At 65.3% G+C, this 25,859-nt stretch carries 19 protein-coding genes, 1 other RNA gene and 1 riboswitch; of the genes, 16 read left to right on the top strand and 4 right to left on the bottom strand.

Annotated features, from left to right (window positions below):
• Positions 1-75 precede the first annotated feature (75 nt).
• From bcsA to RQH86_RS19735, 4 genes are read left to right on the top strand one after another with little or no spacing between them, the layout of a single operon-like run.
• Entirely contained in the window at positions 76-2,217 is a 2,142-nt protein-coding gene (gene bcsA, locus RQH86_RS19750) for a UDP-forming cellulose synthase catalytic subunit (RefSeq protein WP_115561287.1), read from the top strand.
• A gap of 44 nt (positions 2,218-2,261) precedes the next feature.
• Complete coding sequence (bcsB, locus tag RQH86_RS19745; RefSeq protein ID WP_311239510.1) at positions 2,262-4,583, top strand: cellulose biosynthesis cyclic di-GMP-binding regulatory protein BcsB; 2,322 nt, start codon at positions 2,262-2,264, stop codon at positions 4,581-4,583.
• Entirely contained in the window at positions 4,580-5,761 is a 1,182-nt protein-coding gene (gene bcsZ / locus RQH86_RS19740; RefSeq protein WP_311239509.1) for a cellulose synthase complex periplasmic endoglucanase BcsZ, read from the top strand. The genes bcsB and bcsZ overlap by 4 nt, the downstream gene beginning before the upstream one ends.
• Positions 5,743-10,257, top strand: a complete 4,515-nt coding sequence (locus RQH86_RS19735) for a cellulose synthase subunit BcsC-related outer membrane protein (protein ID WP_311239508.1) — start codon at positions 5,743-5,745, stop codon at positions 10,255-10,257. Before bcsZ ends, RQH86_RS19735 begins: the two co-directional genes overlap by 19 nt.
• 463 nt (positions 10,258-10,720) lie before the next feature.
• On the opposite strand, the gene RQH86_RS19730 is transcribed toward RQH86_RS19735, so the two are convergent.
• A complete protein-coding gene (locus RQH86_RS19730) occupies positions 10,721-12,379 on the bottom strand; it encodes a PA domain-containing protein (protein WP_115561290.1) in 1,659 nt (552 codons plus the stop codon).
• Positions 12,372-12,782, bottom strand: coding sequence for a hypothetical protein (locus RQH86_RS19725; protein WP_311239507.1), 411 nt, complete (start codon positions 12,780-12,782; stop codon positions 12,372-12,374). Before RQH86_RS19725 ends, RQH86_RS19730 begins: the two co-directional genes overlap by 8 nt.
• A 723-nt stretch (positions 12,783-13,505) precedes the next feature.
• On the opposite strand from RQH86_RS19725, the gene arsC reads away from it, so the two are divergent.
• The 3 genes from arsC (at position 13,506) to def (ending at position 14,793) form a co-directional block, all read left to right on the top strand.
• A complete protein-coding gene (arsC, locus tag RQH86_RS19720; RefSeq protein ID WP_311239506.1) occupies positions 13,506-13,928 on the top strand; it encodes an arsenate reductase (glutaredoxin) in 423 nt (140 codons plus the stop codon).
• A 239-nt stretch (positions 13,929-14,167) separates the two neighbouring features.
• A non-coding RNA gene (locus tag RQH86_RS19715) (sX9 sRNA) lies at positions 14,168-14,239 on the top strand.
• 38 nt (positions 14,240-14,277) lie between these two features.
• Positions 14,278-14,793, top strand: coding sequence for a peptide deformylase (gene def, locus RQH86_RS19710; protein ID WP_115512537.1), 516 nt, complete (start codon positions 14,278-14,280; stop codon positions 14,791-14,793).
• Between the two features lie 542 nt (positions 14,794-15,335).
• Here def and ettA read toward each other — a convergent pair.
• Positions 15,336-16,997 (bottom strand): energy-dependent translational throttle protein EttA, encoded by a 1,662-nt coding sequence (gene ettA, locus RQH86_RS19705; protein ID WP_055850852.1) that lies wholly within the window; start codon positions 16,995-16,997, stop codon positions 15,336-15,338.
• 226 nt (positions 16,998-17,223) lie between these two features.
• Here ettA and RQH86_RS19700 point away from each other — a divergent pair, with 226 nt between their 5' ends.
• The 7 genes from RQH86_RS19700 to RQH86_RS19670 all read left to right on the top strand — a co-directional run bounded on the left by RQH86_RS19700 (position 17,224) and on the right by RQH86_RS19670 (position 22,547).
• Entirely contained in the window at positions 17,224-17,745 is a 522-nt protein-coding gene (locus tag RQH86_RS19700) for an RcnB family protein (protein WP_055851425.1), read from the top strand.
• A gap of 192 nt (positions 17,746-17,937) precedes the next feature.
• Positions 17,938-19,191 carry a serine hydroxymethyltransferase gene (glyA, locus tag RQH86_RS19695; protein WP_115561295.1) on the top strand — a complete coding sequence of 418 codons (1,254 nt, stop codon included), beginning with the start codon at positions 17,938-17,940 and terminating at the stop codon, positions 19,189-19,191.
• A gap of 102 nt (positions 19,192-19,293) precedes the next feature.
• Entirely contained in the window at positions 19,294-19,818 is a 525-nt protein-coding gene (nrdR, locus tag RQH86_RS19690; RefSeq protein WP_005997276.1) for a transcriptional regulator NrdR, read from the top strand.
• 4 nt (positions 19,819-19,822) lie between these two features.
• Entirely contained in the window at positions 19,823-20,299 is a 477-nt protein-coding gene (locus tag RQH86_RS19685) for a GNAT family N-acetyltransferase (protein WP_115561296.1), read from the top strand.
• On the top strand, positions 20,296-21,390 hold the full coding sequence (gene ribD / locus RQH86_RS19680) for a bifunctional diaminohydroxyphosphoribosylaminopyrimidine deaminase/5-amino-6-(5-phosphoribosylamino)uracil reductase RibD (protein ID WP_311239505.1): 1,095 nt from the start codon (positions 20,296-20,298) through the stop codon (positions 21,388-21,390). Before RQH86_RS19685 ends, ribD begins: the two co-directional genes overlap by 4 nt.
• Positions 21,391-21,580: 190 nt before the next feature.
• A complete protein-coding gene (locus RQH86_RS19675) occupies positions 21,581-22,012 on the top strand; it encodes a hypothetical protein (protein WP_055850860.1) in 432 nt (143 codons plus the stop codon).
• A gap of 85 nt (positions 22,013-22,097) precedes the next feature.
• On the top strand, positions 22,098-22,547 hold the full coding sequence (locus RQH86_RS19670) for an isoprenylcysteine carboxylmethyltransferase family protein (RefSeq protein ID WP_311239523.1): 450 nt from the start codon (positions 22,098-22,100) through the stop codon (positions 22,545-22,547).
• Positions 22,548-22,882: 335 nt separating this feature from the next.
• Here RQH86_RS19670 and RQH86_RS19665 read toward each other — a convergent pair whose 3' ends face one another.
• Positions 22,883-23,506, bottom strand: coding sequence for a hypothetical protein (locus RQH86_RS19665; RefSeq protein ID WP_311239504.1), 624 nt, complete (start codon positions 23,504-23,506; stop codon positions 22,883-22,885).
• A 222-nt stretch (positions 23,507-23,728) separates the two neighbouring features.
• A riboswitch (FMN riboswitch) is annotated at positions 23,729-23,904 on the top strand.
• Between the two features lie 168 nt (positions 23,905-24,072).
• On the opposite strand from RQH86_RS19665, the gene RQH86_RS19660 reads away from it, so the two are divergent.
• Positions 24,073-24,675 carry a riboflavin synthase gene (locus tag RQH86_RS19660; protein WP_311239503.1) on the top strand — a complete coding sequence of 201 codons (603 nt, stop codon included), beginning with the start codon at positions 24,073-24,075 and terminating at the stop codon, positions 24,673-24,675.
• Positions 24,672-25,811 (top strand): 3,4-dihydroxy-2-butanone-4-phosphate synthase, encoded by a 1,140-nt coding sequence (ribB, locus tag RQH86_RS19655; RefSeq protein ID WP_311239502.1) that lies wholly within the window; start codon positions 24,672-24,674, stop codon positions 25,809-25,811. Before RQH86_RS19660 ends, ribB begins: the two co-directional genes overlap by 4 nt.
• Positions 25,812-25,859 lie beyond the last annotated feature (48 nt).

Raw genomic sequence — 25,859 nt, 5'->3', positions numbered from 1 at the left:
CCGTGATGCCCGGCAAGCGCGTGATGCGTTTGTCGCCGCGTTGCCGTACGTCTGCCACGTTCCTAGGATTGCCCGATGACCACTGCCAGCCTTCGTTCCGCATCACCGTTGCCCACGCTGGCAACCTGGGCGCTGTGGCTGCTGGGCGCGTTGCTGCTGGTGTTCGTGGTCGCAGTCCCGATGGATGTCACCCAGCAGCTGGTGTTCTCCGGCGTGCTGTTCGCAGTGGCGCTGGCGGTGCGCAACCGTGGCGGGCGGGTGGTCATCCTGATGATGATGGGGATGTCGCTGGCAGTGTCGTGCCGCTACATCTGGTGGCGCATGACCCAGACCATGGGCGTGGGCAGCGCGGTGGATTTCATCCTCGGCCTGGGCCTGCTTGGTGCGGAGCTGTACGCGTTCGTGATCCTGGTGCTGGGCTATTTTCAGGTGCTGTGGCCGCTCAATCGCAAGCCGGTCCCATTGCCCGCCGACCAGAGCCTGTGGCCGAGCGTGGATGTGTTCATTCCCACCTACAACGAGCCGTTGTCGGTGGTGCGCACCACGGTGCTGGCCGCCAGCGTGATCGATTGGCCGGCCGGCAAGATCAACATCTATCTGCTCGATGACGGCCGCCGCGACGAGTTCCGCGAGTTCTGTGCCGAGGTCGGCATCAACTACGTCACCCGCACCAACAACGCGCACGCCAAGGCCGGCAACATCAACGCCGCCTTGAAAAAATGCAGCGGCGAATACGTGGCCATCTTCGATTGCGACCACATCCCGACCCGCTCGTTCCTGCAGGTGGCGATGGGCTGGTTTCTGCGCGACACCAAGCTGGCGCTGGTGCAGATGCCGCACTATTTCTTTTCGCCTGACCCGTTCGAGCGCAACCTCGATACGCATGGCAAGGTGCCCAACGAAGGCGAGCTGTTTTACGGTTTGTTGCAGGATGGCAACGACCAATGGAATGCCACGTTCTTCTGCGGTTCGTGCGCGGTGATCAAGCGCACTGCGTTGGAAGAGGTGGGCGGCGTGGCAGTGGAAACCGTCACCGAAGATGCGCACACCGCGCTCAAGTTGCAGCGTCGCGGCTATCGCACGGCGTATCTGGCGGTGCCGCAGGCAGCGGGTCTGGCCACCGAGAGCCTGTCCGGGCACGTGGCGCAGCGCATCCGCTGGGCGCGCGGTATGGCGCAGATCGCGCGCATCGACAATCCGTTGCTCGGCCGCGGGCTCAAGCTGTCGCAGCGGCTGTGCTATCTCAACGCGATGCTGCATTTCTTCTACGGCTTGCCGCGCATCATCTATCTCACCGCACCGCTGGCGTATCTGTTCTTCGGCGCGCATGTGATCCAGGCGTCGGCATTGATGATCCTGGCCTACGCGCTGCCGCATATTCTGCAGGCCAATCTGACCAATCTGCGCGTGCAGAGCCGCTTCCGGCATCTGCTGTGGAACGAGGTCTACGAGACCACGCTGGCCTGGTACATCTTTCGCCCGACGCTGGTGGCCTTGCTCAATCCCAAACTCGGCAAGTTCAATGTCACGCCCAAGGGCGGGCTGGTGGCGCGCGGTTATTTCGATGCGCAGATCGCCAAGCCGTATCTGTTCCTGCTGCTGCTCAACGTGGCCGGCGTGGTCGCCGGCGTGCTGCGGCTGATCTATGTCGGCGGCAGCGGCGAGCAGCAGACGATCTGGTTCAACCTGGCCTGGACGCTCTACAACATGGTGCTGCTGGGCGCCACGATCGCTACCGCCAGCGAAACCCGCCAGGTGCGTAGCGCGCACCGGGTGCCGCTGGATGTCCCGGTCAATCTGTATCTGCCCGACGGCGGCGTGCTGGCCTGCCGCTCGGTGAATTTTTCCACCGGCGGCATGGCGATCAAGCTCGCGCAACCGCAGCCGATCGAACCCGGCTCGACGGTGCAGATCGGGCTTAGTCATCGCGGTGTGGAGCAGACCTTGCCGGCCGTGGTGCGTCAGGATCGCGATGGTCAGGTCAGCATCCAGTTCACCGAGATGTCGATGGAACAGGAACGCTGGCTGGTGGCATCGACCTTTGCGCGTGCCGATATCTGGTTGTCGCAATGGGGCCAGCACGATCGCGATTCGTTCTGGCGCTCGATGGGCCAGGTGCTGGCCGCCAGTGCGCGCGGATTCGGGCGCCTGGGTCGGCATATGGTGGACAGCACGCGTCAGGGCTTCCGCCCGGCGCGCGCGGACCTGGAGTCGTGAGCGTGATGCGTGGTGTTTCCCTTTCCCCTGCAAAGAAGCAACTGATGCGAATGTCCCCGGCCGTGTTGACCTGTGCGTTCACGCTTCTGGCCGGTCTGGCACAGGCGCAACAGACCGCACCGACGGCGCCTGCCGCGCAGACAGGCGCCGATGCGCAAAGTGCCAGCGCCGCAGCGGTCGTGCCTACCGCGGCCACACCGCCCGCCGGCAGCGCGCGCGCGGCCACGCTGCGCGATCTGGGCATCGATTACGAAATTACCTTGCGTGGTGTGCAGGGCAGTGCCGGCGTGCCCTTCAGCGTGCGTAGCGACGAGATCGTCACCGCTGCCACGCTCAATCTGAAATACAGCTACTCGCCGTCGCTGCTGCCGGACCTGTCGCACGTCAAGGTCACCATCAACGGCGTGACCGTTGCGAGCTTGCCCACCGACAAGGCCAACGCCGGCAAGTTGCTGTCGGCCGATCTGCCGATCGACCCGCGGCTGATCACCGACTACAACCAGCTCAACCTGCAACTCATCGGGCATTACACCCGCGAGTGCGAAGACCCCGACCACAGCAGCCTGTGGGCGAATGTGGATGCGGCCACCAGCCTGTCGCTGACCACCACGCCGCTGGCGCTGGCCAACAACCTGGCGCTGCTGCCGGTGCCGTTTTTCGATGTGCGCGATACGCGGCGTCTGGAGCTGCCGTTCTATTTCCCGCAGCAGCCGGATATGGCCACGCTGCAGGCGGCCGGCACCGTGGCATCGTGGTTCGGCACCCTGGCCGGTTATCGCGGCGCGGTGTTCCCGGCCTCGACCAGCAGCTTGCCAGCGAGCGGCAACGCGGTGGTGTTCGCCACGCCCAACACCTTGCCTGCGCAGTTCGCCACCGCCGACAGCGGTGTGGCCGATATCCGCGGGCCGACGGTTGCTGTCGTGGTCAACCCGACCGATCCCAACGGCAAGCTGCTGCTGGTGCTCGGCCGCAACACCGACGATCTGCAACGCGCGGCCACCGCGCTGGCGTTGCGCGCACCGCTGACCGGTGCGGTGGCGCGGATAGGCGAGATGTCTGCGCCGACGCCGCGTCGGCCGTACGACGCGCCCAAATGGATTTCGAGCGAGCATCCGGTGCGTTTCGGCGATCTGGTTACCCAGCCCGGCGCGCTCAACGTCACCGGCTATCACCCGGACCTGATCCGGGTCGGTTTGCAGCTGCCGCCGGACTTGTTCGTGTGGGAGCGCGACGGCATTCCGGTGGCGCTGAAGTACCGCTACACGCTGCCGGAAGAGGACAACAAGTCCGCCCTCAACGTCAGCATCAACGAGTCGTTCGTGACCACCTTGCCGCTGACCGGCCGCCCATTCGCCGAGTCCACGCCGGTGCGCTGGTGGAACAGCCTGGGCACGCGCGGCAACATGCCGGTGCATCAGGATCTGACACTGCCGGTGGGCGCGTTTTCGGCCAATAGCCAGCTGCGCTTCCACTTCTTTTTCGATCGCCCGCAAGGCGAGGCCTGCAAGAACACCTTCCCGGATGTCTCCGGCGCCATCGATGCCGATTCCACCATCGACCTGAGCGGTTTCGATCACTACATGGCGATGCCGAATCTGGCCGCGTTCGCCAACGCCGGCTATCCGTTCACGCGGCTGGCCGATCTGTCCGAATCGGCGATCGTGCTGCCCAATAATCCGGGCGACCAGGATCTGGGCAATGTGCTGACCTTGCTCGGCAGGTTCGGTGCGTCCACCGGCTACCCGGCACTGCATGCGCAGATCATCGCCGCTAGCGCGGTGCAGCAGCACGCCGATCGCGATCTGTTGCTGCTGGGCAGCGCCGAATCGCAACCGCTGTTCAAACAATGGCGTGCGCAGCTGCCGGTGGGCCAGGACGGGCAGAACCGCCGCATCGGCCTGACCGATTGGCTGTTCGAAAAACTACCCGGCTTCCTGTCCTTCGACGCGCGCCGCACCGATCTGCCGACCACCACCGACATCGCGTTGCAGCCGCAGCCCGACGACGTGCTGCTGATGGGTTTCGAATCGCCGTTGAAATCCGGCCGCAGTGTGGTCGCGTTTCAGACCGAAGACCCGGCCAACATGAATCGTCTGTTCGATGCCTGGTTCGACCCGGCCTTGCTCAAGGACTTCCAGGGCAGCGTGGTGTTGCTGCAGCAGAAGAAGGTCACCAGCCTGGTCGGCAATCAGACTTACTACGTGGGTCACTTGCCGCTGCCGACCTGGTTGCGCTGGTACTTCTCGCATCACCCGGTGTGGCTGGCCCTGACCGTGGTGCTGCTGGCGCTGCTGCTGGCACTGGCCGCGCGCGTGCTGCTGCGCCGGCATACCGCCGAGCGCCTCAACGACGGCCACGGCGCATGAACGCGGCCGCGCGCGGCAGTGCCATGACGCGCCGCGGCCTGCTGCGCGCCGGTGCACTGGCCTCACTGGCCGCGCTGTTGCCGGCCGGCGCGACGGCAGCGCCCGCACAGTGCGGCGCCTGGCCACTGTGGAACGCGTTCGTGTCCAAGCACATCCAGCCCGATGGCCGGGTGGTGGACTTTCTCAACGCCGATCAACGCTCCACCTCCGAAGGCCAGTCGTACGCGCTGTTCTTCGCGCTGGTGGCCAACGACCAGGTGCTGTTCGACAAGGTGCTGGGCTGGACCCGGCACAACCTGTGCGGCGGCCGCCCGGATCTCAATCTGCCGGCCTGGTTGTGGGGCCGCGATGGCAGCGGCGAGTGGCGCGTGCTCGATGCCAATACCGCCAGCGATGGCGAGCTGTGGATCGCCTACGCCTTGCTGGAAGCCGGCCGGCTGTGGAACCGCCCTGGTTACGGCAAGGCCGGCCAGCAGATCCTGCAACTGATGCGCACCCAGGAAGTGGCCACGCTGCCAGGGCTGGGGCCGATGTTGTTGCCCGGCCGCAGCGGCTTTGTCGAACCGGGCCGCTGGACGCTCAATCCCAGTTATCTGCCGATCCAGGTACTACGGCGCTGCGCCAACGCCGACCCCAAGGGGCCGTGGGCGGCGATCGCCGCCAACGCTGCGCGCGTGCTGCACGACAGTGCGCCGGTCGGCTTTGCACCGGATTGGACGGTGTGGGACGGCAAGGCCTTCGGCGCCGATCCCAAACGCGGCAATCTAGGCAGTTACGATGCCATCCGCGTGTATCTGTGGGCCGGCATGCTAGATGCAGGCGAGCCGCTGCGCGCGAAGTTGCTGCAGGATTTGTCCGGCCCGGCTGACCTGCTGGCCGCGGGCACCGCGTTCGCCGAAAAGATCGACACCGCCCGCGGCGTGGGCACCGGCGCCGTGCCGGTGGGGTTTTCCGCCGCGTTGCTGCCTTACCTGAGCGCGCTGCGTCAGCCCATCCTGCTCAAGGCACAGGCGCAGCGGATTCCGCTCGCCGCTACACCGGCCGCCGCTGCGCTGCCGTATTTCGAACGCACACTGGCCCTGTTCGGACAGGGCTGGCTTGAAAACCGCTACCGCTTTGCCGCAGACGGGCGCCTGCTGCCCGCCTGGAGAACGCCTGCATGCTCCGCAAAAACCTGACCCCGCTCTACCTCGCCGGCATGATCGACCTGTGCCTGCTCGTCTCACCGGTGCACGCGCAGACCAGCGCGACCCAGCAACTGGTCGGGCAGGGCAACTACTGGCACGACCAGGGACGCGACGATCTTGCCGCCGACACCTGGAAAAAGCTGCTCGGCATCGATCCGGACCAGCCAGACGCCTTGCTCGGCCTGGCGCAGATCGATCTGGCGCAGGGCCGTCAGTCGGAGGCACGTAAGCGTCTGCAGCAGCTCGAAGCCGCACATCCGCAATCGCCGCAGGCGCAGCGTCTGCGCGTGGCGATCGGTGCGCGCGGTAGCGCCACTGCCGGCGAAGACCCCAATCTGCGCAACGCACGCCGCGCCGCCGCGGCCGGGCGCTATGTGGAAGCCGCGCGCAGCTACGAGGCCGTGTTTGCCGGCAAGGCGCCGCCGCCGACGCTTGCGCTGGAGTACTACCAATCGCTGGCCGGCACGCCGACCGGTTGGGAGCGTGCGCGCGATGGTCTGCGCACGCTGCAGGCCAGCGACCCGGCCAACCCGTCCGTGCAGATGGCGCTGGCCCAGGTATTGAGTTATCGCGAACCCACCCGTCGCGAAGGCATCGCGCAATTGCGCACGCTTGCCCAACGCGCCGATGTGGGCGGCCCGGCGCGTACCAGCTGGCGCCAGGCGCTGCTGTGGCTCAACGCCAGCACGGCCGATGCACCGCTGTATCAGGCATTTCTGGCCGGCAGCCCGGCCGATGCGGAAGTGACCGCCAAACTCGGTCAATTGCGCGAACAACGCACGGCCGCTGCCGCTGCGCCCGCCGACCCCAATGGCATCGCGCTGGCCGAGGGCTTTCGTGCGCTCAATGCCGGCAATCTGAGCGCGGCCGAACAACGCTTCACCCAGGTGCTGCGCGCCCGTGCGCGCGACCCGGAAGCATTGGGCGGCCTGGGCTCGGTGCGGTTGCGTCAGCAACGCTTTGCCGAAGCGCAGGAACTGCTGCGCCCGGCCGCCGCCAGCAATGGCAAATGGAAAGGTGCGCTGGACAGCGCGCGCTACTGGCAACAGCTGCAGCAGGCCGAGGCCGCACGCGCACGCGGTGACATCGCGCAGGCACGCCAGCTGGTGGAGCAGTCGGTGCAGCTGCTGCCCAACGAGCCGGCCGGCCATGTTGCGCTGGGCGGTCTGCAAAGCGCCAGCGACCCGGTTGCGGCCGAAGCCAGTTATCGCAAGGCGCTGTCGCGCGATGCCGATAATGCCGGCGCCTTGCAGGGCCTGGTCGGGCTGTACAGCCGCCAGGGGCGCATGTCCGAAGCCAGCGAATTGTTCAATCGCCTGCCGGCCGCCGAGCGCGCCAAATCCGGTGGCGAAGCCTTGTTGCGTTCCAATGTGCAGCGCGCCCGCGCGCGGCAATCGCTGGAGGCCGGCGATGCGGTCAGCGCGCAGGCCGAGCTGGAAGCGGCCATGGTCGAACGCCCCGGCGATGCCTGGATCCGGCTGGATCTGGCCCGCCTGTACCAACAGGCCGGCCGCCCCGATCAGGCGCGCAGCGTCATGGATGGCCTGCTTGCCGTGCACGGCGACCAACCCGAAGCGCTGCACGCCAACGCCTTGCTCGCACAGGAAAGCGGCGACTGGCAGAGCGCGTACGACAGTCTGGATCGCATCCCGGCCGCAGCGCGTACGCCGGAGATGACCCAACTGCGCACCAACGCCTGGATCGAACTGCAGGCGCGTCAGGCGCGGCTGCTGGTGGAGCAGGGCAGGGTGGGCGAGGCGCAGCAGTTGCTCGCACGTACCGAAACCGCGCTGGGCAACCAGCTCGACGATCCGCAATTGCTGGCCGCCCTGGCCGGCGCGCATGCCGACGCCGGCAATGCCTCGCGCGCGCTGGTGCTCGCGCAGCGGCTGGTCACCGGTGCCAATCCGCGCACCGAAGACCGCCTGCAATATGCCGGCGTGCTGCTGCGTGCGCGTCAGGACGCCGAGTTGTCGGCGGTGCTGCGCCAACTGCAGTCCACCACCATGACGCCGGAACAATTGCGTCGCTATCAAAACTTGCGCAGCGCCTACACGCTGCGCCAGGTGGATGCCTTGCGCGAGCTCGGCAATCTGGAAGGCGCCTACGACGCGTTGTCGCCTATCCTGGCTCAGCAACCGGACAACCGTGACGCCCAGGCGGCATTGGCACGGCTGTATGCCGCCGCCGGCGATCAGCGCCAGGCGCTGGCGATCTATCAGCAGATCCTGCAGCGCCACCCCAACGATCTGGACACACTCACCGCCGCGGCTAACAGCGCCGCCGCGCAATCGGATCTGCGCAACGCCGAGAGTTATCTGCAGCGCGCGCTGGCGCAGGCGCCGGAATCGCCGGACGTGCTCGCCGCCGCCGGCCGCGTGTATCGCAGCGCCGGCAAGAACCGCAAGGCCGAGCAGTATTTCCGCGCATCGCTGGCCGCGCAGCAGCGCCAGGCCGGTCAGCTCGACAACGGCCTGCCGGGCGCACGTGGCCCGGCGGCAGTGGCCTCGGCCGGCCGTCCGCTCAATCCGTTCTCCGGGATGACCGGCGCCATGCCGCGCTCGCCGGCAGTGCTGTCCGAGCGCATGCCGGCGGGTAACGCGTTTGCGGATGTCGCGCTGGAGCCGCCGGCCGCCACCCAACCGGTAACTGCACGCTTCGCCACCGCCGCAGCCGTCGATGCCTACGCCGGCAACACGGTCGATACGCTGCCGCAGCCGGTGAGCGCCAGCGCCGCACCCTCGTTCATGCCGGCGCCCAACAGCCGCACCCGCCTGCCCACGCGCAGCGCTCCCGCGTTCGTGCCGGACAACACCACTCCTTCGCGCAGCGTTGCCGCGCAAGAAACGCGCGCGCCCAGTAGCGGCAACAGCGTGCTCGACGAACTGCGCGCCGTGCAATCGGAAAACAGCGACAACCTCGCCGGTGGCGCGCTGTATCGTTCGCGCGATGGCGAGGACGGCCTTGGCCGACTGGACGACATCGAAATGCCGGTGCAGGCCGACTTTGCGGTGGGCGAAGGCAAGCTCGGCGTCACGCTGACGCCCACCGTGGTGGATGCCGGCACGCTGACCACCGATTACGCCACCGCCAGCCGTTTCGGCGCCGGCCCGCAGACGGCAGTCAACGATGCGCTTGCCGCCGACCGCAGCCCGATCGACACGCTGACCAACTCGTCGGTGTATCAGTTGCTCGCCACCCAGGGCGATAACGTCGCCACACGCGAACGCCTGCGCCGTTACGCCTTGAATACCGGCTTGTTCGGCGAACTGCTGACCGAAAACAACAACAGCACGCCGGCGGCATTGGCCGCGTTGGCCAACGAGCCGCTGCCGGCATATCTGCTCAGTGTCAACGCGTCCAGCACGCCGATTGCGCAGCTGGCGCGCGACATCCTCAGCAATACCGCAATCAGCGAACAGCTGGCCGCCGGCGACGGTGCCGCGTTGCAGGCATTGGCCAGCAGCACCGCTGCCGCGCAGCAGACGCCCACTTCGCTGGCGGCCACGCTCAACAGCATGGCCGCCACCGGCAATGGTGCGCGCCGGCTCAGCCAGGACGACACCGGCGTGGGTGTGGGGGTGCGCTATCGCAATGGCGGTTTCAGCGCCGATGTGGGCAGCACGCCGATCGGGTTCCAGGAGCAGAACGTCGTCGGTGGGGTCGGCTATCGCGGCGAGATCGGCGACACGGTGAGCTGGTCGGTCGATGCCTCGCGGCGCGCGGTCACCGACAGCGTGCTGTCGTTCGCCGGTGCGCAGGATGCACGCAGCGGCCGCGAATGGGGCGGCGTCACCAGCAACGGCATCGTGCTCTCTGCCACTGCCGACAACGGCCTGCTCGGTGGGTATGCCAACCTTGCCGCGCACCGCTTGATCGGTAACAACGTGGCCGACAACGACCACCGCCAGGCCGACCTGGGCTTCTACGTACATGCGTTGGAAACCCAGCATCAGTCGCTGACCGCCGGCGTCAATCTGACCGCCATGCAGTACGACAAGAACCTCAGTGGATTTACGTACGGCCACGGCGGTTACTTCAGCCCGCAGGAATATGTGGACCTCGGTTTCCCGGTGCACTGGAGCGGGCGCAGCGCCGGGCAGAGCGTCAACTGGAAGGTCGATGCCAGCGTCGGCGTGCAGCATTTCAAGACCGACCCCACGCCGTACTTCCCCACCGACCCGACGCTGCAGCAGGCCGCCTACGACGCCGCATCGCTGGCGGCGCTGCTCGGCCTGGTCGACCGCTACACCGACCCGGTGTATGCGGGCGAAAGCCGCACCGGCGTGTCGTACAACCTCAGTGGCGCAGCCGAATGGCAGGTGGCGCCGCAATTGTTCCTGGGCGGGCGCATGACCTTCAACAATGCACGCGACTACAACCAGTTCAGCAGCAATCTCTATCTGCGCTTTGTGATGGATCGCCTGGGCGCCGCGTTGGGTCGCGCACCGCAGGTGCTGACCTCGCCGTATGCCGCAGATCGGTAAGGCACGGCAGCGCGTGGTGTAAGCGAAGGAAGGGCTGAACAACGCGCGGCATGACGGGGGAACCTGGAATGTCGCTCACGCGCGCGGCCTCCACTGCTGAATATCTAGCAGTTGCGCGTAGTGAAGATGGCAGCGGTGTTGATCGAAAACACGCGGATGCGTTGTCCAGAGCTTCCCTAACGAGGCCAGTGGTGGTAGCCGTTGCGCAGACGCAGTGCATCGCTCTGCGCCATGTCGAGGTGCGATGGCGCGCATTGCATCGACGCACATTGCTGCATGCAGTACACAGCTGATGCGGTTGTAGCCGTTGCGCAGACGCAGTGCATCGCTCTGCGCCACGTCGAGGTGCGATGGCGCGCACTGCATCGACGCACATGGCTGCATCCAGTACACAGCTGATTACGCATAAACGAACGGCGCCTTGCGGCGCCGTTCGCATGACATCTGACCGTCTACGCCTGGGTTACGGGCGTACCTTGGTCGCGCAGATAAACGTGGCGGCCTGCTGCAGACGACTGATCGCACCCTGGTCTTCCAGTTCGCGGATGTGATCGTTCATGCAGGTCAGATAACCGAAGCGGTTACCGGCATTCTGCGTCTTGCACAGGCTGCTCTCGGCGGTCAGGTTCGCACCGACGATCAGACCGCCGGTTTCCACCGTCGGCACCAGCGTGCTGCAGTTGCCCAGCCGGGTCAGGCCACGGTTCAAGGTCCAACCGATATCGGCAAACATCGCAGGGGTCAGGTCGATGTTCAGATGCGCCTGCACTTCCGGCGTATCGAACGGTTCCATCAACGCGTTGGGCTGCAGATCGGTATCGAAGTGCGAGAACGTCGAACCACCGGCCACCACGCTGGGCGCATACAACCGCGTGCGGCCTGCGCTGTCGGTGCCCTGCAGCAGCTCGGGATCTTCGTACAGCGCCGCCACCACGCCGGTGCTGCTCTTCAACCGTGCGCCATCGGCCTGCGACACCATGATCGCCGGGATGGTGATGTCGGTGATCGGCGGCGCCGCATTGCCCATGGTCTGCACGCCGCCGGCGTTGTTGGCCACGATCACGCCCACCGCACCGTTGAGCTGTGCGTTCTTGACCTTGATGGCAAAGGCGCAGGTGCCGCGGTCGATCAGCGCCACCTTGCCGGCCACCTCGGCCGCATTGACGAACGGCGTTTCGCAGCCATCGGTGGCCGATGCGGCGGCAACGCCGTCATTGATGGTCACCACTGCGCGCGCCGGGAAATTGCCGGCGCTGGCCAGCGGCCCGAAGCTGGCAAAGCCCACTTCGAACTTGCCGGCCGCAGCGGCCGGCGCGCTGACCTGCAGCAGCGTGCGCGGGTCCAGGATCAACGCCGCCTCACGATTGACGCGGGTGCCGGCCCACACCGTGCGACCGGGCGTGCGCATCGCCTCGGCGCGCAAGGCGTTGGTCATGGTCGGGTCGTCGAAACGCTTGTTCTGCACGTTATCGAAGGCCTGCGAGGTGTAGACGTCGGTCAGACCACTGCCCGAGCCGAGCACGCCGGTGGTCTTGTTGAGGAAGCCGGCAGCGCCCAACCCGTGGCCGATCTCGTGCATCACCACGTTGAGGAAGTTGATCTGGCCTGCCGGGGTCTTGCCGTCCAGGCCCAGGTACCAGCCCGAACCGGCCAGGCAGTCGTCCTTGCCCAGATCACCGTTGAACTGCGAAAACACGTCGGCCGGATCGGCCGGATCGGGTACCAGGTCCTGCCCGGCGATCGCATCGCCCAGCGCGGACGGATACAGCGTATTGGCCTTGGCGCCGGGGAAGTCGTTGACGATCCAGTTCGGGCCGGCCTGGCCCAAGGTGCCGCCGGTGGCGGTGCAGGTCAGCCTTGCGAACGAGGCATACACCTTGATTTCGACGTTGCTCTGCAGCACCGCGCCCCACAGATCCATGGCGTATTGGTAGGCGATGCGACGCTGTTCGCCGACCGACCGCCCGGGATTGCCGCCCAACGGTGCCGCGGTGGTGGGGTCGTTCAACCCGACCACGGTGCCGGCATCGCCATTGATCAGCGTGACGTTGGCAGCGGATGCATGCAGCGGCGCCAGCGCCGCGCCCACGGCCAGGGATAACAGCAACAAGGGCTTATTCATGCGGCAGCGCTCCGTGCTCGGCGTGGGCGGGTTGGGTGTCTGCGTCGTCGCTGTGCTCGATCACGATGCGGCCGTCGGCCTGGCGGGTCGCGGTCAGCGAGCTCATTTGCGTGGCCGGCAACTTGCGCGCCACGGTGCCGTTGGGCAGGCGACGCTCGGTGGCGCGTGCGGCCGCCTCGGTCTGCGGCACTGTCGTGCGGCTCGCCCCACTGCGGGCGGCGGAGCCGGCCTGCTGGTCCAGCGCCGCACTCTCGGCGTCGGTCAGCGGACGCAGCTTGCCGGTGACGGGATCGATACCGACCTTGGAGCTGGCGGCGACGTCCTGCGCCCCCGCAACAGCGGGCAGGCAGGCAACACACAGCACACCGGACAGCATCCATCCGGGCTTGCGAAAGCTCATCATCGTTGGGATTTCCTTAAGTCCAACCGCAGAAAGAACGCCGTGCGACACACCGGAGTTCGGGAGATACTTCCGTTTCAGTCTGTTCATGACTGAACCATGAATCCGTGATGTGTGTCAATCTTTTGACAGTTGGTGCGCTGAATGCGAACAGATGTCCTGAAAACGTCAGCCTCGCGCTTGCGCCACGATGCTTTTCGGGAATCGGTAGCGGTCCTGGGGCGTTCTAGTCAGAAATCTGACGCCCTGGCGACGGTGTGCGGCAGATCGCCGCGCTTCCTGTTTCCCAGGGAGCGCGCGCCCGGGAGGGGCAGGGCGGCCGCACCTCGTAGACCTCACTGCACCAAGGTGGCCGCCGCACACCTCCATGCCGCTCCTCGCCCCGGCCCGTGCGGGTGGCGCGGACGCACCAAGACAAGTCGCGTCAGTTGCGCGCGCGGTGCCTTGCTGCTCCGCAGGAGGGGGGCAGGATTTCGCCGCGACGACGCAGTCGACACCGGCCACCCAATGCCTGCGAGCGGCAAGCGGCAGTGACCAACCAGCAGTCAGAAACCAACAGCCAGCACAGCGATAGGCCGCAGCGGGCAAGCAGACAGGCCTGCAGGAAAGCGCAGATGTGCGTGTACGGACTCGACACGTCCACTCGTACACTGCGCGTCCTGCAGAGCGCTTCGATCGTCAACGATCGCAGCGACACACGCATCCATCGAACCGAACAGGTCACGCATGCACGCCGTCATCTACCACAACCCCGCCTGCGGCACGTCGCGCAACACGCTGGCGCTGATTCGGCATGTCGGCATCGAACCGCAGATCGTCGACTACCTGCAGCACCCGCCCAGCCGGCAGACGTTGCAATCGCTGATTGCCGATGCCGGCCTGTCGGTGCGCGATGCCATGCGTCAGAAGGGCACGCCGTATCTGGAACTGGGACTGGACAATCCCGCGCTGGAGGACGCCGCACTGTTGAGCGCAATGCTTGCGCACCCGATCCTGATCAATCGACCGTTCGTGCAGACGCCGTTGGGTACGCGCCTGTGTCGTCCATCCGAGCGGGTGCTCGACCTGTTGCCACCGGCCACCAGCGCATTCGCCAAGGAAGACGGCGAACCCGTGCTGGACGAGCGCGGGCAGCGGATCGGCGCTTGAGCGCTGCGGCGGATCGCAGTCCTGCACTGCATCGCTACCCACTCTGCGGCTGCTGCGCTAAAAGCAAGCAATAAAACGCTTGCGCGACCACCAGGCCGGACGGATTGGCAGCTTGGCGCCATGGCAGTCTGCACCGCTAATCGCACTGCGTCTGCCGCGCTGAGAGCGACCAGCAAAGCAACCGTTCAACCGCAGGTATGTTTGACCACAGGCAGGCGCGGCCGGTGCCAGGAAGCGTTATGTAGCCCTCGTACACTGCGGTTGGCGCCACCCATGCCCGCCCGGCAGCCGCTCGCTAGCGTGTGTTGGCCGTTCTAAAATCGCTGTCGTGTTTTTGAGGAGCATCGATATGATTCGCGAAATTATCCGCATGGGCGACAAGCGCCTGCTGCGCGTGGCGCCGCCGGTGAGCAACCTGGGCAGTGCCGAGTTGCATGCCTTGGTGGCCGACATGTTCGAGACCATGGATCATGCGCACGGCGTCGGTCTGGCCGCTCCGCAGATCGCGGTGGACCTGCAATTGATGGTGTTCGGCTTCGAAGTCAGCGAGCGTTATCCGGACGCGCCCACGGTACCGCGCACGGCCTTGGCGAATGCGCAGATCGAACCGCTGTCGGACGAGATGGAAAACGGCTGGGAAGGGTGCCTGTCGATTCCCGGCCTGCGCGCGGTGATCCCGCGTTACCGCCACATCCGGTATCGCGGCTTCGCCCCCGACGGCAGCCCGATCGAACGCGAAGCCGAAGGTTTCCATGCCCGCGTGGTGCAACACGAATACGACCATCTGGTCGGCCGCCTGTATCCCTCGCGTATCGAGAATTTCGACACCTTCGGCTTCGAAGACGTGCTGTCCTACGATCTGTAACGCGTTACTTCATCCGGGCACGGTCACGTGCGCAAACGCGGCCGTGCCGAAGCGATTGCGTTTGATGCGTGGCAATGCCCGCTGGCCGCTCAACCTTGACCATGCGTCACTCTGCGGCTCACACGTTGTGTAGCGCATGCATCGCGATGCTGAGCCAACGCAGCGCCCAGAGACTCACCTCGCACCGCATGGTGCAGCTTGCTTCCATCAGTCCTCAACGAACGCGACAGGCGCGATGCTCTTGCCGCTTCCGGGACCCTGTGGCGGCATGGATGCCGCTACGGAGCCTCCACGGACGGATTCACGGCGTGTCCCGGAAGCGGCAAGGGCATCGCGCCCTCGACCACTAGTGATGTACCCAATCATGGCAAGCGCAAGCGCCCGCGTAATCGCTCAGATACGCCGCGTACCAGCGTTGCCTGCGCCAACGCCTCACACACCCGCACACCAAACAGCACCACACACATTCACACCCGCCGCCCCCAGCCCCACAAACAAAAAGGGCGCCTAGCGGCGCCCTGATCGTGACAACTTGAACGCGCTTACTTCAGCGCCTTGAAGCGCAGACGCTTCGGGCCCGCGTCATCGCCCATACGGCGACGCTTGTCTTCTTCGTACTCGCGGTAGTTGCCCTGGAAGAACTCCACATGCGAGTCGCCTTCGAACGACAGGATGTGCGTGGCGATACGGTCGAGGAACCAGCGGTCATGCGAAATCACGAAGGTGTTGCCCGGGAACTCCAGTAACGCATCTTCCAGCGCACGCAGCGTTTCGATGTCCAGATCGTTGGACGGTTCGTCGAGCAGCAGCACGTTGCCGCCCTGCAGTAGCGTCTTGGCCATGTGCAGACGACCGCGCTCACCACCGGAGAGTGCCCCGACCATCTTCTGCTGGTCCTGGCCCTTGAAGTTGAAGCGGCCGATGTAGGCGCGCGACTGAATCTCCACCCCGTTGATGTTGAGGATATCCAGGCCGCCAGCGATTTCCTGGAACACGTTGTGGTTGCCTTCCAGTGCATCGCGGCTCTGGTCCACGTAGGACAGCTGCACGGTGGGGCCGACCACGATTTCGCCGGAATCGGGCTTTTCCTGGCCGGTGATCATCTTGAACAGGGTCGACTTACCCGCACCGTTGGGGCCGATGATGCCGACGATGGCGCCGGGCGGCACAATCATCGACAGGTTGTCGATCAGCAGACGGTCGCCGAACTTCTTGGAGACGTTCTTGAACTCCATCACCGAGTTGCCCAGGCGCTCGCCCGGCGGGATGAAGATCTCGTTGGTCTCGTTGCGGCGCTGATAATCGACCGACTGCAGTTCTTCCAGGCGGGCCAGACGCGCCTTGCCCTTGGTGCGGCCGCCCTTGGCGTTCTGCCGCGACCATTCCAGTTCCTTCTGGATCGCCTTCTGACGTGACTTTTCCTGGTTGTCTTCCTGCTTGAGGCGCTCGTCCTTCTGGGTCAGCCAGTCGGTGTAGTTGCCCTTCCACGGAATGCCGCGGCCGCGGTCCAGTTCCAGGATCCACTCGGCGGCGTTGTCCAGGAAGTAGCGATCATGCGTCACCGCCACCACGGTGCCGGTGTAGCGCGCCAGGAACTGTTCCAGCCACTCCACCGATTCGGCGTCCAAGTGGTTGGTCGGTTCGTCGAGCAGCAGCATGTCCGGCTTCTGCAGGAGCAGGCGGCACAGCGCCACGCGGCGCTTTTCACCACCGGACAGCTTGCCCACGATGGCTTCCCACGGCGGCAGGCGCAGCGCATCGGCGGCCACGTCCAGCTGGTTTTCCAGGGTGTGCGCATCGCCCGCGGCCAGGATCGCTTCCAGGCGTTCCTGTTCCTTGGCCAGCGCGTCGAAATCGGCGCCTTCTTCGGCATAGGCCACATACACCGCATCCAGCGCGGCCTGGGCCTGCAGCACATCGCCCACGCCTTCTTCCACCGCCTCGCGCACGGTGTGCTCGGGGTTGAGCTGCGGTTCCTGGGCCAGATAACCGACCTTGATGCCGGCCTGTGGACGGGCTTCGCCCTCGAAGTCGGTGTCCACGCCGGCCATGATCTTCAGCACCGTCGACTTGCCCGCGCCGTTCAGGCCCAGCAGGCCGATCTTGGCGCCCGGGAAGAAGCTCAGCGAGATGTCCTTGATGATCTGCCGCTTGGGCGGGACCACCTTGCTGACGCGGTTCATGGTGTAGATATATTGCGACATGGGTGCTCCGTGGACGCAGGCAGCCCGCCGGCCGAGGCCGGAGGCGGCGGAAAAGGGATTGCGCCGATTATACGGGCAAGTGCCCGGGGCCGCGGCAGACGGGCGTGTAGCTAAACGGCAGCCTACCTATTACCTGAATAGGCGTTTTCGTAATCGATTCCAGCAAGAATGCGTTAAGGCGAGCAACGTCTTAATGAAATTGCGACATCGCAAACAGGAGCTGGTCATGAACCGCAATCGCATCGTCACTGTTGTGCTTTCTTCCATCCTGGCGTTGGGCTCCATGGCCCCGGCTGCGTTCGCCGGCGACTGGGACCGCGACCACGACCGCCGCGGGCATGACCGCGACGATCGCCACGACCGCGGCCGCGATCATCGCGGCAACTGGGGCAACGACCGTCGCGACTGGCGCGATGACCGCCGGGCCGAACGTCGCGACGACCGCCGCTATTACGGCAACGGTTACCGCGAGGGCTATCGCGATGCCCGCTATCAGGACCGTCGCTACGACCGCAACCGGGTCTATGTCTACGATCGCCCCACCTACTACCGCGCTGGCCCGCCGCCGCGCCCGTATTGGGCCCGTGGCCAGCGTTATCACGGACCGGTCTATGTTGTGAACGACTATGACCGCTACAACCTGCGTCGCCCGCCGTACGGCTACCGTTGGCAGCGCGACAACACCGGCAATCTGCTGCTGGTCGCCATTGCCACCGGCGTCATCGCCGACCTGGTCCTCAACAACTGAGCAGGCACCGGGTTGCTCGCCGAGCAATCGGGCCGGTCATCACACAAAGGCGCACTTCGGTGCGCCTTTGCCGTTTGCGCCGCGCGCCGGCCAACCGGGCGCATTGCCCGCACCAGCAGCGCGATTGGTCACCCGTGCGGCGGGGGCTTACAATCGGCGGCCCTACTGGCTGCAGCTGCCCCGGAGCTTCGAATGTTCTCGCGCGACGTCCGACTGGAAACCTACGACCCCGAACTGGCCAAGGCCATCGCCGCTGAAGTTGGCCGCCAGGAGGATCACGTCGAACTGATCGCCAGCGAGAACTACTGCAGCGCGCTGGTGATGGAGGCCCAGGGCAGCCAGCTGACCAACAAATACGCCGAAGGCTATCCGGGCAAGCGCTATTACGGCGGTTGCGAGTTCGTCGACATCGCCGAGCAACTGGCGATCGACCGCATCAAGCAGGTATTTGGTGCCGACTACGCAAACGTGCAGCCGCACAGCGGCTCGCAGGCCAACCAGGCGGTCTATCTGGCGCTGCTGCAGCCCGGCGACACCATCCTGGGCATGAGTCTGGCCCATGGTGGCCACCTGACCCACGGTGCCAAGGTCAATGTCTCCGGCAAGCTGTTCAACGCGGTGCAGTACGGCGTCGACGAGCAGGGCCTGATCGATTACGACGAGGTCCAGCGCCTGGCCACCGAGCACACGCCGAAGATGGTCGTGGCCGGTTTCTCAGCCTACTCGCAGAAGATCGACTGGGCGCGCTTCCGTGCCATCGCCGACAGCGTGGGCGCGTATCTGTTCGTCGACATGGCGCACGTCGCCGGCCTGGTTGCTGCCGGCGTCTATCCGAGTCCGATGGAGCATGCGCACGTGGTCACCTCGACCACCCACAAGACCCTGCGCGGCCCGCGCGGCGGCATCATCGTGGCCAAGGGCGCCAGCGAAGAGCTGCAGAAGAAGCTGCAGTCGATCGTGTTCCCCGGCATCCAGGGTGGCCCGCTGATGCACGTGATCGCGGCCAAGGCGGTCGCGTTCAAGGAAGCGCTGGAACCAGCCTTCAAGACCTACCAGCAGCAGGTGGTCAAGAACGCCCAGGCCATGGCCAACACGCTGATCGCGCGCGGCTACAAGATCGTCTCCGGCGGCACCGAGAACCACCTGATGCTGGTCGACATGATCGGCCGCGATGTCTCCGGCAAGGATGCAGAGGCCGCGCTCGGCAAGGCCCACATCACCGTCAACAAGAATGCAGTACCCAACGACCCGCGTTCGCCGTTCGTGACCTCGGGCCTGCGCCTGGGCACCCCGGCCATCACCACGCGCGGTTACAAGGAGCAGGACAGCATCGACTTGGCCAACTGGATCGCCGACGTGCTGGACGCACCGGCCGACGAAGCCGTGCTGGCCAAGGTGCGCGACGCAGTAACTGCGCAGTGCAAGAAGTATCCGGTGTATGGCTGAGGTGCCGGGATTGGTGATTCGGGATTGGGGATGCGCGGCAAGCGCGTCTTTGCTTCTGCTGTTGCCAATCCCTAATCCCCACTCACCAATCTCGGCAACCTGATGCACTGCCCCTTTTGCCAGCACAACGACACCCGCGTGATCGATTCGCGGGTGTCCGAAGACGGCACGACGATTCGTCGGCGCCGTGAGTGCGAGGCGTGCGGCGAGCGTTTCAGTACCCTGGAAACCATCGAACTGAAACTGCCGACGGTGGTCAAGAGCGATGGCGGGCGCGAGGCGTTCGACGCGCGCAAGCTGCGCACCAGCTTCGACCGCGCGCTGCAGAAACGCCCGGTGTCCGAGGAACAGATCGAAGCGGCGGTGCGCGCGGTGGTGCATCAGCTGCGCATGTCCGGCGAGCGCGAAGTGGGTTCGCTGCGCGTGGGCGAATACGTGATGGTCGAGCTGCGCAAACTCGACCATGTGGGCTATGTGCGCTTCGCCTCGGTGTATCGCAGTTTTCAGGACGTAGCCGACTTCCGCGAAGAAATCGAAAAGCTCGAACGCGAGCTCCCGGTCGGCAGCGAGCAACTGCCGCTGCTGGAAGCGGCGTTGGAACGTGCCGGCAAACCCGGTAAGCGCTGAGCGCATGCGCATCGCCTGCGTGGCGGACACGCCAGAACATTTGCCTGCCATCGCGCACGCGCATCTGCAGGCCTTCGGCAGCCTGTTGCCGGACTGGAACATCGACGAAGCGTTGAGCGAACTGCGCAGCCATACCCGCGATGGCGTGATTCCCACCACCTGGGTCGCGCTCGATCAATCGCACTGGCTCGGCTCGGTCAGCCTGCTGGAGAACGACGATGGCCGCATCCGGCAATGGTCGCCATGGCTGGCATCGCTGTACGTGCAGCCGCAGGCGCGCGGGCAGGGCATCGGCGAAGCACTGGTGGCGCACTGCGTGCGGGCCGCCGCGCAATTGAAGGTGCCGCTGCTGTATCTGTATTGCCAACCGGCGCTGGTGCCGTTTTATCAGCGGCTTGGCTGGCACGCGCATGCCGAGCTGTTGCTTGGCCCGATGCAGATCGTGGTGATGGCCATCGCGCCGGAGGGAGCAACGCAATGAACGTGACGGCCGACGACCACCGCTGGATGGCGCAGGCACTTCGCCTGGCAGAACGCGGTGCCTACACCACGCGCCCCAATCCAATGGTGGGCTGCGTGATCGTGCGCGATGGCATGTGCGTGGGCGAAGGCTTCCATCAACGTGCCGGTGGCCCGCATGCCGAAGTGTTTGCGCTGCGCGCTGCCGGCGAGCGTGCACGCGGAGCGACCGCGTATGTGACGTTGGAGCCGTGCGCACATTATGGGCGCACGCCGCCGTGCGCATTGGCCTTGATCGAGGCTGGTGTGGCGCGCGTGGTCGCGGCGATGGCCGACCCGTTTCCGCAGGTCAACGGCGGTGGTTTCGCGCTGCTGCGCGAGGCGGGGATCGAGGTGGTCAGCGGCGTGCTGCAGGCGCAGGCGCGCGACCTCAATCGTGGATTTTTGTCGCGGGTGGAGCGTGGCCGTCCGTGGCTGCGGGTCAAGCTGGGCGCCAGCCTGGATGGGCGCACTGCGCTGGCCAGCGGCGAGTCGAAGTGGATCACCGGTGCAGACGCACGTGCCGACGTGCAACGCTGGCGCGCGCGTGCTGGTGCCATCCTGACCGGTGCCGGCACGGTGCTGGCCGACGATCCGGCGATGACGGTGCGTCTGGGCGATGACACCCCTTTCGTGCCGCCGTTGCGGGTGGTACTGGATGCGCGCTTGCGCACCCTGGAGTGCGAGAACATTCGCCAGGGCGATGTACCGACGCTCTATCTGCATGGCAACGCTGCACCAGCGACGCCGCTGCACAACGCCGAGTTCGTCGGGATGCCACTGCACGACGGTCGCTTCGATCTGGGAGCGGTGTTGGCGCTGCTGGCCGAGCGCGGCATCAACGAAGTGCACGCAGAAGCCGGCGCAACCCTGAGTGGCGCGCTGCTGCAAGCCGGTCTGGTCGACGAACTGCTGGTCTATCTGGCGCCGGTGGTGCTGGGCGATTCCGCCAGACCGCTGCTGGCCGGGCTTGGCATCGACACCATGGCGCAGCGTCGCACGCTGCATCTGGCCGATGTGCGCCAACTTGGCCAGGACCTGCGGCTGCGCTATCTGCCTGGTGCCGTTGAATGAGCGCTGGCTCTGATGCAAGAGAACGTTGCAGGCTGCTGATTCTGTAGCTCACGTGTTCTGTAAGCGTTGAAGCTTGAGGGTGACCTTACCGAATGCATAGCCTGCCGGGGGCAGGGCGGGCCCGAAAGGACCAACGATGCAGACGACGGTTAGACACTGCCTACCAACACGTGCTCTTAAGCCTCTTTAGATGAAGCTCACTTTTCTTCTTGTCATCGGATTTCTCACTATGACCATGGACACTGCACAAGCCCGGCAGTTTGCGGAAGGGCAAGTCTGGGAATACCGCAGCAGGGCCGAAGAGCCGGGATCGACGCTGCAGATCAACAGGATCGAGATCGAACCGAAGATTGGCGAAGTGTTCCATATCAGCGTTCGCGACGTTCGGGTAAAAAATGCGCGTGCGCCCAACGCCATCTCAACGGAGTTGCCGCATTCTCCGGTGTCCAGAACGACACTTGAAAGCTCCGTCACGACGCTTGTCGGCCAGGCCGCGGTGAACCCGGAGTATCTGGAGGGCTACACAACCTGGCGGACTGCTTTTGAAGAAGGCAACGCTGGAGTTTTCACGATCCCCGTCAGTGAGATCGTCGATGTCATCGAAACCACGATCAATCAGTAGCAGGATGCCGTGTTGGTGTCGTGGTCGACGGCATGCTCCGGCTTCTGGACGTTTCTAGATGCAAATCGCAGCAAGCGTGCGTGCGATGTTGCAGGCGCTAGAGACGCGGCTTCCACCGCCCATTCTGCTGGTGGTGCTTGCAGTCGTGGTGTGGCTATTGCCCGGAGCGTTCTACTCGCGTGTGTGCATTACCGTTGGCGTGCTGTGCCTTGCGCTTGGCCTTTCAATCAATGCATGGTCGAAAGTCATGTTTCGGACTGCGCATACCACGGTCAATCCACTGCATCCGGAATGGTCCTCTGCGTTGGTGACATCCGGGCTGTATCGCTACTCGCGTAACCCGATGTACCTTGGCTATGCCCTGGTATTGCTGGGCTGGGTCATGTGCCGTGGTCAGGTGCTTGGCCTGCTCGCAGTTGCGCTGTTTATCGGCTACATAACGGTTTTTCAGATACTGCCCGAGGAGCGCTGCCTGTCGGCACGCTTCCAGGCTCAGTATGCGGTGTACCGCGCGGCGGTAAGCCGCTGGCTCTGAATCGCTTCCCGCAAGTCGATGGATGGTGTACTCGGCCTGGCGCCCTCTGATTTGCCGTATGTGTCCTGCCCCCGTTGGACATTGGCGAGTGCGGCGGCGGCTGAGGTGTTGGTGAGTGCTTCAGCCGCGGACCTGATTTGTGGAGTTCCGTCGGGTGCACGGTCCAGACTGCGAATGGTACGCAAGCGGCATTTCGATTTGTAAGCAATCTACGGGTATAGATCTCCCGTGGCGAAACGTGTTTGCCTTCAGGGGCACCCTAATCGCGCCGGGAGTGGCCGGACACAAAAAAGGCTCCGCAAGCGGAGCCTTTTTTTGTAGCTGCAGCGCGTCGATCAGAAGCTTGCGCGCACGCCGACACGGTACTGATTGGCGTTGTCGATGAACTGGACTTCGCCGACCAGGCCCCAGGTCGGGGTGAAGTTCACCTGGCCGCCGAGGGTGCCGACGAATTCGCCTTCGTCCACGTCGCTGCCGTCGATGTAGCCGGCCTTGATCCATGCTTCGGTCCGCGGCGAGGGCTTGCCACGCAGGCCGAGGTTACCGAAGCCCAGGCTGCTGGTGTCGGAAGAGTCGTCGATCGAACGGCCACGCAGGCGCAGGTCGGATTCGACCTTGGAGCGCAGCACGCTGATGTCGGCGATGAACTCGACACGCTCGGTCATTTCCTGGCGATAGCCGATACCGAAGCTGGCCTGCTGCAAGGTGCCTTCGAGCACAAAGCCAGAGCCGAGGTTGAAATCCTTGGTGGCGCGCTGGTAGCCGGCGAGCAGGTAGACCGGCTCGGCAATCTTCCACGAACCGCGCAGGTAGCCGCCGTCGAGATCGTCCGAATCGCCGTTCACGGTGATTTCGGTGCGGTTCCAGCCGCCTTCGACGTAGCTGTAGCTCAGGCCTTCAGCAGCGGCGGCAAACGGGGTTGCTGCCAGCAGGGCAGCCAGAATCAGGGTGTTACGCATGGGATGTTTCTCTCCGAGTTGATGTCCGTGTCTTCCGGCCTGTTGCAGGCTGGAAAAAAGCGCGACGTCTCCCGCCGCGGTGCGCAATTTAACAGACTCTTCACAAAACTGGCTATGGGGAAATTCCTGACACGACACAGCGTCCTGTTGGCCTTAGCTGGTGGTCAGCAATGGCGCCGATGCGCGCTGTTAAACTGCGCAGGCCGGTTCGCCGGTACTTACGAACGTCTTCAGGGCGGGGTGCGATTCCCCACCGGCGGTAGGCACGTGCAAGCGTGCGAGCCCGCGAGCGCTTCGCAGCGGTGCCCGGGGCGTTATGTGCCGGGCGTGGTGCGAAGGTCAGCAGATCCGGTCCGATGCCGGAGCCGACGGTATAGTCCGGATGAAAGAAGACGGCCAACGCGCAGCCCTTGCGGCTGTGCGCGCGCCTGTTTGCTTTGCCTTGCGGCGTTTTTCGCTCAACTTCTGCGAGAAACGACTATGTCTTTGCATCACCTGTCGCGTTGCATCGCGACCTTCCATCGCGCCAACTCACCCCGATCGCTACTGCTAACGGGAGCGCGCTGATGTTTACCGGAATCATTGAAGGCGTCGGCCGTCTGGCGGCGCGCCAACCGCAGGGTGGCGATATGCGGTTTACCTTCGCTGTCGGCAGCTTGCCGTTCGACGCGGTCCAATTGGGCGAAAGCATCGCGGTCAATGGCGTTTGCCTGACCGTGATCGCGTTCGACGCGAGCAGTTTTCAGGCCGATGCGTCCACCGAAACCCTGTCGCTGACCACCTTGGGCGCGTTGCCGGAAGGCGCGGTGATCAATCTGGAACGTGCGATGCGCCCGACCGATCGCCTTGGCGGGCATTTGGTCAGTGGCCACGTCGATGGCCTGGGCCAGGTGCAATCGGTGCACGAGGATGCGCGTGCGCAGCGCTGGCGGTTTGCGGCGCCACCGGCGGTGTTGCTCTACGTGGCCAAGAAGGGCTCGATCTGCGTGGATGGCGTCAGCCTCACGGTCAACGAAGTGGACCAGGATGGCTTTGAAGTGGCGTTGATTCCGCACACGGTCGCCAATACCGCGTTTGCAGCCACTGCGATAGGCGCTGCGGTGAATCTGGAAATCGATCTGGTCGCGCGCTATGTCGAACGTTTGCTCGGCACGCGGGGTGAGGCATGAATTTCGCGCCGGTTCCCGAGCTGATCGAAGAGTTGCGTGCCGGGCGCATGGTGGTGATCGTCGATGACGAAGACCGCGAAAACGAGGGCGATCTGATCATGGCCGCCGAGCTGGTCAAGCCGTCGGACATCAATTTCATGGTGACCCACGCGCGCGGGCTGGTGTGCCTGTCGCTGACCCGCGAGCGGTGCGCGCAACTCGGTCTGGCGCCGATGGTGCGCAATAACACCGCGCAGTTTCAGACCAACTTCACCGTCAGCATCGAGGCGGCCGAGGGCGTCACCACCGGTATTTCGGCGTACGACCGTGCGCATACGGTGCGGACCGCGGTGCGCCCGGATGCCAAGCCGCAGGACCTGAGTCAGCCGGGTCACATTTTCCCGCTGATTTCGCAGCCCGGTGGCGTGCTAACCCGCGCCGGGCACACCGAAGCCGCCAGCGATCTGCCGATGCTGGCGGGGCTGGAACCGGCCGGCGTGCTGGTGGAAGTGCTCAACCCGGATGGCAGCATGGCGCGCCGCCCGCAGCTGGAAGTGTTCGCCCGCGAGCATGGGCTGAAGATGGGCTCGATCGCCGATCTGATCGCGTACCGCCTGGCCAACGAGCACACCGTCGAGCGTGTGGACGAGCGCGACATCACCACCGAGTTCGGGCCGTTCAAGCTGGTGACCTACCGCGACCGCATCGCGCACGACCTGCACTTTGCGCTGGTGCGCGGCGCGGCCGATCCGCACACCCCCACGCTGGTGCGCGTGCAGGTGGAAAACCCGCTGGCCGATCTGCTGCATTGGCAGCGCGATGATTTCGGCGTGGCCGCCACCGATGCCTTGCGTGCGATCGCTGCCGAAGGGCAGGGCGTGATGGTGGTGCTGTCGGCCCCGCGCGACAGCGAATCGCTGTTGGCGCGGCTGCGTCAGCAGCCCGAAGCTTCCGCCAACGCCAAGGATGTCAGCCAGTGGCGTCGCAACGGTGCCGGCGCGCAGATCCTGGCCGAACTGGGCCTGGGCAAGCTGCGCGTGCTGGGCACCCCGCGCCGCCAGGTCGGCCTGGCCGGCTTCGGGCTGGAAGTGGTGGAGTATCTGGAATGCCACGCGGGCGAAGCGGTGCGTTCGGTGCCGCCGACCGCGGTGCCGTAGCGCATCCAGTCCCGGCAGCGCGTGGCGCTAGCGGGTGCGGGCGTCGAA

The sequence above is a fragment of the Xanthomonas sp. WCS2018Noco2-27 genome (genome assembly GCF_031843525.1).
In the GTDB taxonomy this organism is placed as follows: domain Bacteria; phylum Pseudomonadota; class Gammaproteobacteria; order Xanthomonadales; family Xanthomonadaceae; genus Xanthomonas.
The sequence above is the reverse complement of the archived record's forward strand: the minus strand, read 5'-3'. Positions and strand labels throughout refer to the sequence as shown.

Excerpts from the sequence above, each read along its gene's own strand:
- bcsA (WP_115561287.1), top strand. The coding sequence starts at position 76 with ATGACCACTGCCAGCCTTCGTTCCGCATCACCGTTGCCCACGCTGGCA.
- bcsB (WP_311239510.1), top strand. The coding sequence starts at position 2,262 with ATGCGAATGTCCCCGGCCGTGTTGACCTGTGCGTTCACGCTTCTGGCC.
- bcsZ (WP_311239509.1), top strand. The coding sequence starts at position 4,580 with ATGAACGCGGCCGCGCGCGGCAGTGCCATGACGCGCCGCGGCCTGCTG.
- RQH86_RS19735 (WP_311239508.1), top strand. The coding sequence starts at position 5,743 with ATGCTCCGCAAAAACCTGACCCCGCTCTACCTCGCCGGCATGATCGAC.
- RQH86_RS19730 (WP_115561290.1), bottom strand. The coding sequence starts at position 12,379 with ATGAATAAGCCCTTGTTGCTGTTATCCCTGGCCGTGGGCGCGGCGCTG.
- RQH86_RS19725 (WP_311239507.1), bottom strand. The coding sequence starts at position 12,782 with ATGATGAGCTTTCGCAAGCCCGGATGGATGCTGTCCGGTGTGCTGTGT.
- arsC (WP_311239506.1), top strand. The coding sequence starts at position 13,506 with ATGCACGCCGTCATCTACCACAACCCCGCCTGCGGCACGTCGCGCAAC.
- def (WP_115512537.1), top strand. The coding sequence starts at position 14,278 with ATGATTCGCGAAATTATCCGCATGGGCGACAAGCGCCTGCTGCGCGTG.
- ettA (WP_055850852.1), bottom strand. The coding sequence starts at position 16,997 with ATGTCGCAATATATCTACACCATGAACCGCGTCAGCAAGGTGGTCCCG.
- RQH86_RS19700 (WP_055851425.1), top strand. The coding sequence starts at position 17,224 with ATGAACCGCAATCGCATCGTCACTGTTGTGCTTTCTTCCATCCTGGCG.
- glyA (WP_115561295.1), top strand. The coding sequence starts at position 17,938 with ATGTTCTCGCGCGACGTCCGACTGGAAACCTACGACCCCGAACTGGCC.
- nrdR (WP_005997276.1), top strand. The coding sequence starts at position 19,294 with ATGCACTGCCCCTTTTGCCAGCACAACGACACCCGCGTGATCGATTCG.
- RQH86_RS19685 (WP_115561296.1), top strand. The coding sequence starts at position 19,823 with ATGCGCATCGCCTGCGTGGCGGACACGCCAGAACATTTGCCTGCCATC.
- ribD (WP_311239505.1), top strand. The coding sequence starts at position 20,296 with ATGAACGTGACGGCCGACGACCACCGCTGGATGGCGCAGGCACTTCGC.
- RQH86_RS19675 (WP_055850860.1), top strand. The coding sequence starts at position 21,581 with ATGAAGCTCACTTTTCTTCTTGTCATCGGATTTCTCACTATGACCATG.
- RQH86_RS19670 (WP_311239523.1), top strand. The coding sequence starts at position 22,098 with ATGTTGCAGGCGCTAGAGACGCGGCTTCCACCGCCCATTCTGCTGGTG.
- RQH86_RS19665 (WP_311239504.1), bottom strand. The coding sequence starts at position 23,506 with ATGCGTAACACCCTGATTCTGGCTGCCCTGCTGGCAGCAACCCCGTTT.
- RQH86_RS19660 (WP_311239503.1), top strand. The coding sequence starts at position 24,073 with ATGTTTACCGGAATCATTGAAGGCGTCGGCCGTCTGGCGGCGCGCCAA.
- ribB (WP_311239502.1), top strand. The coding sequence starts at position 24,672 with ATGAATTTCGCGCCGGTTCCCGAGCTGATCGAAGAGTTGCGTGCCGGG.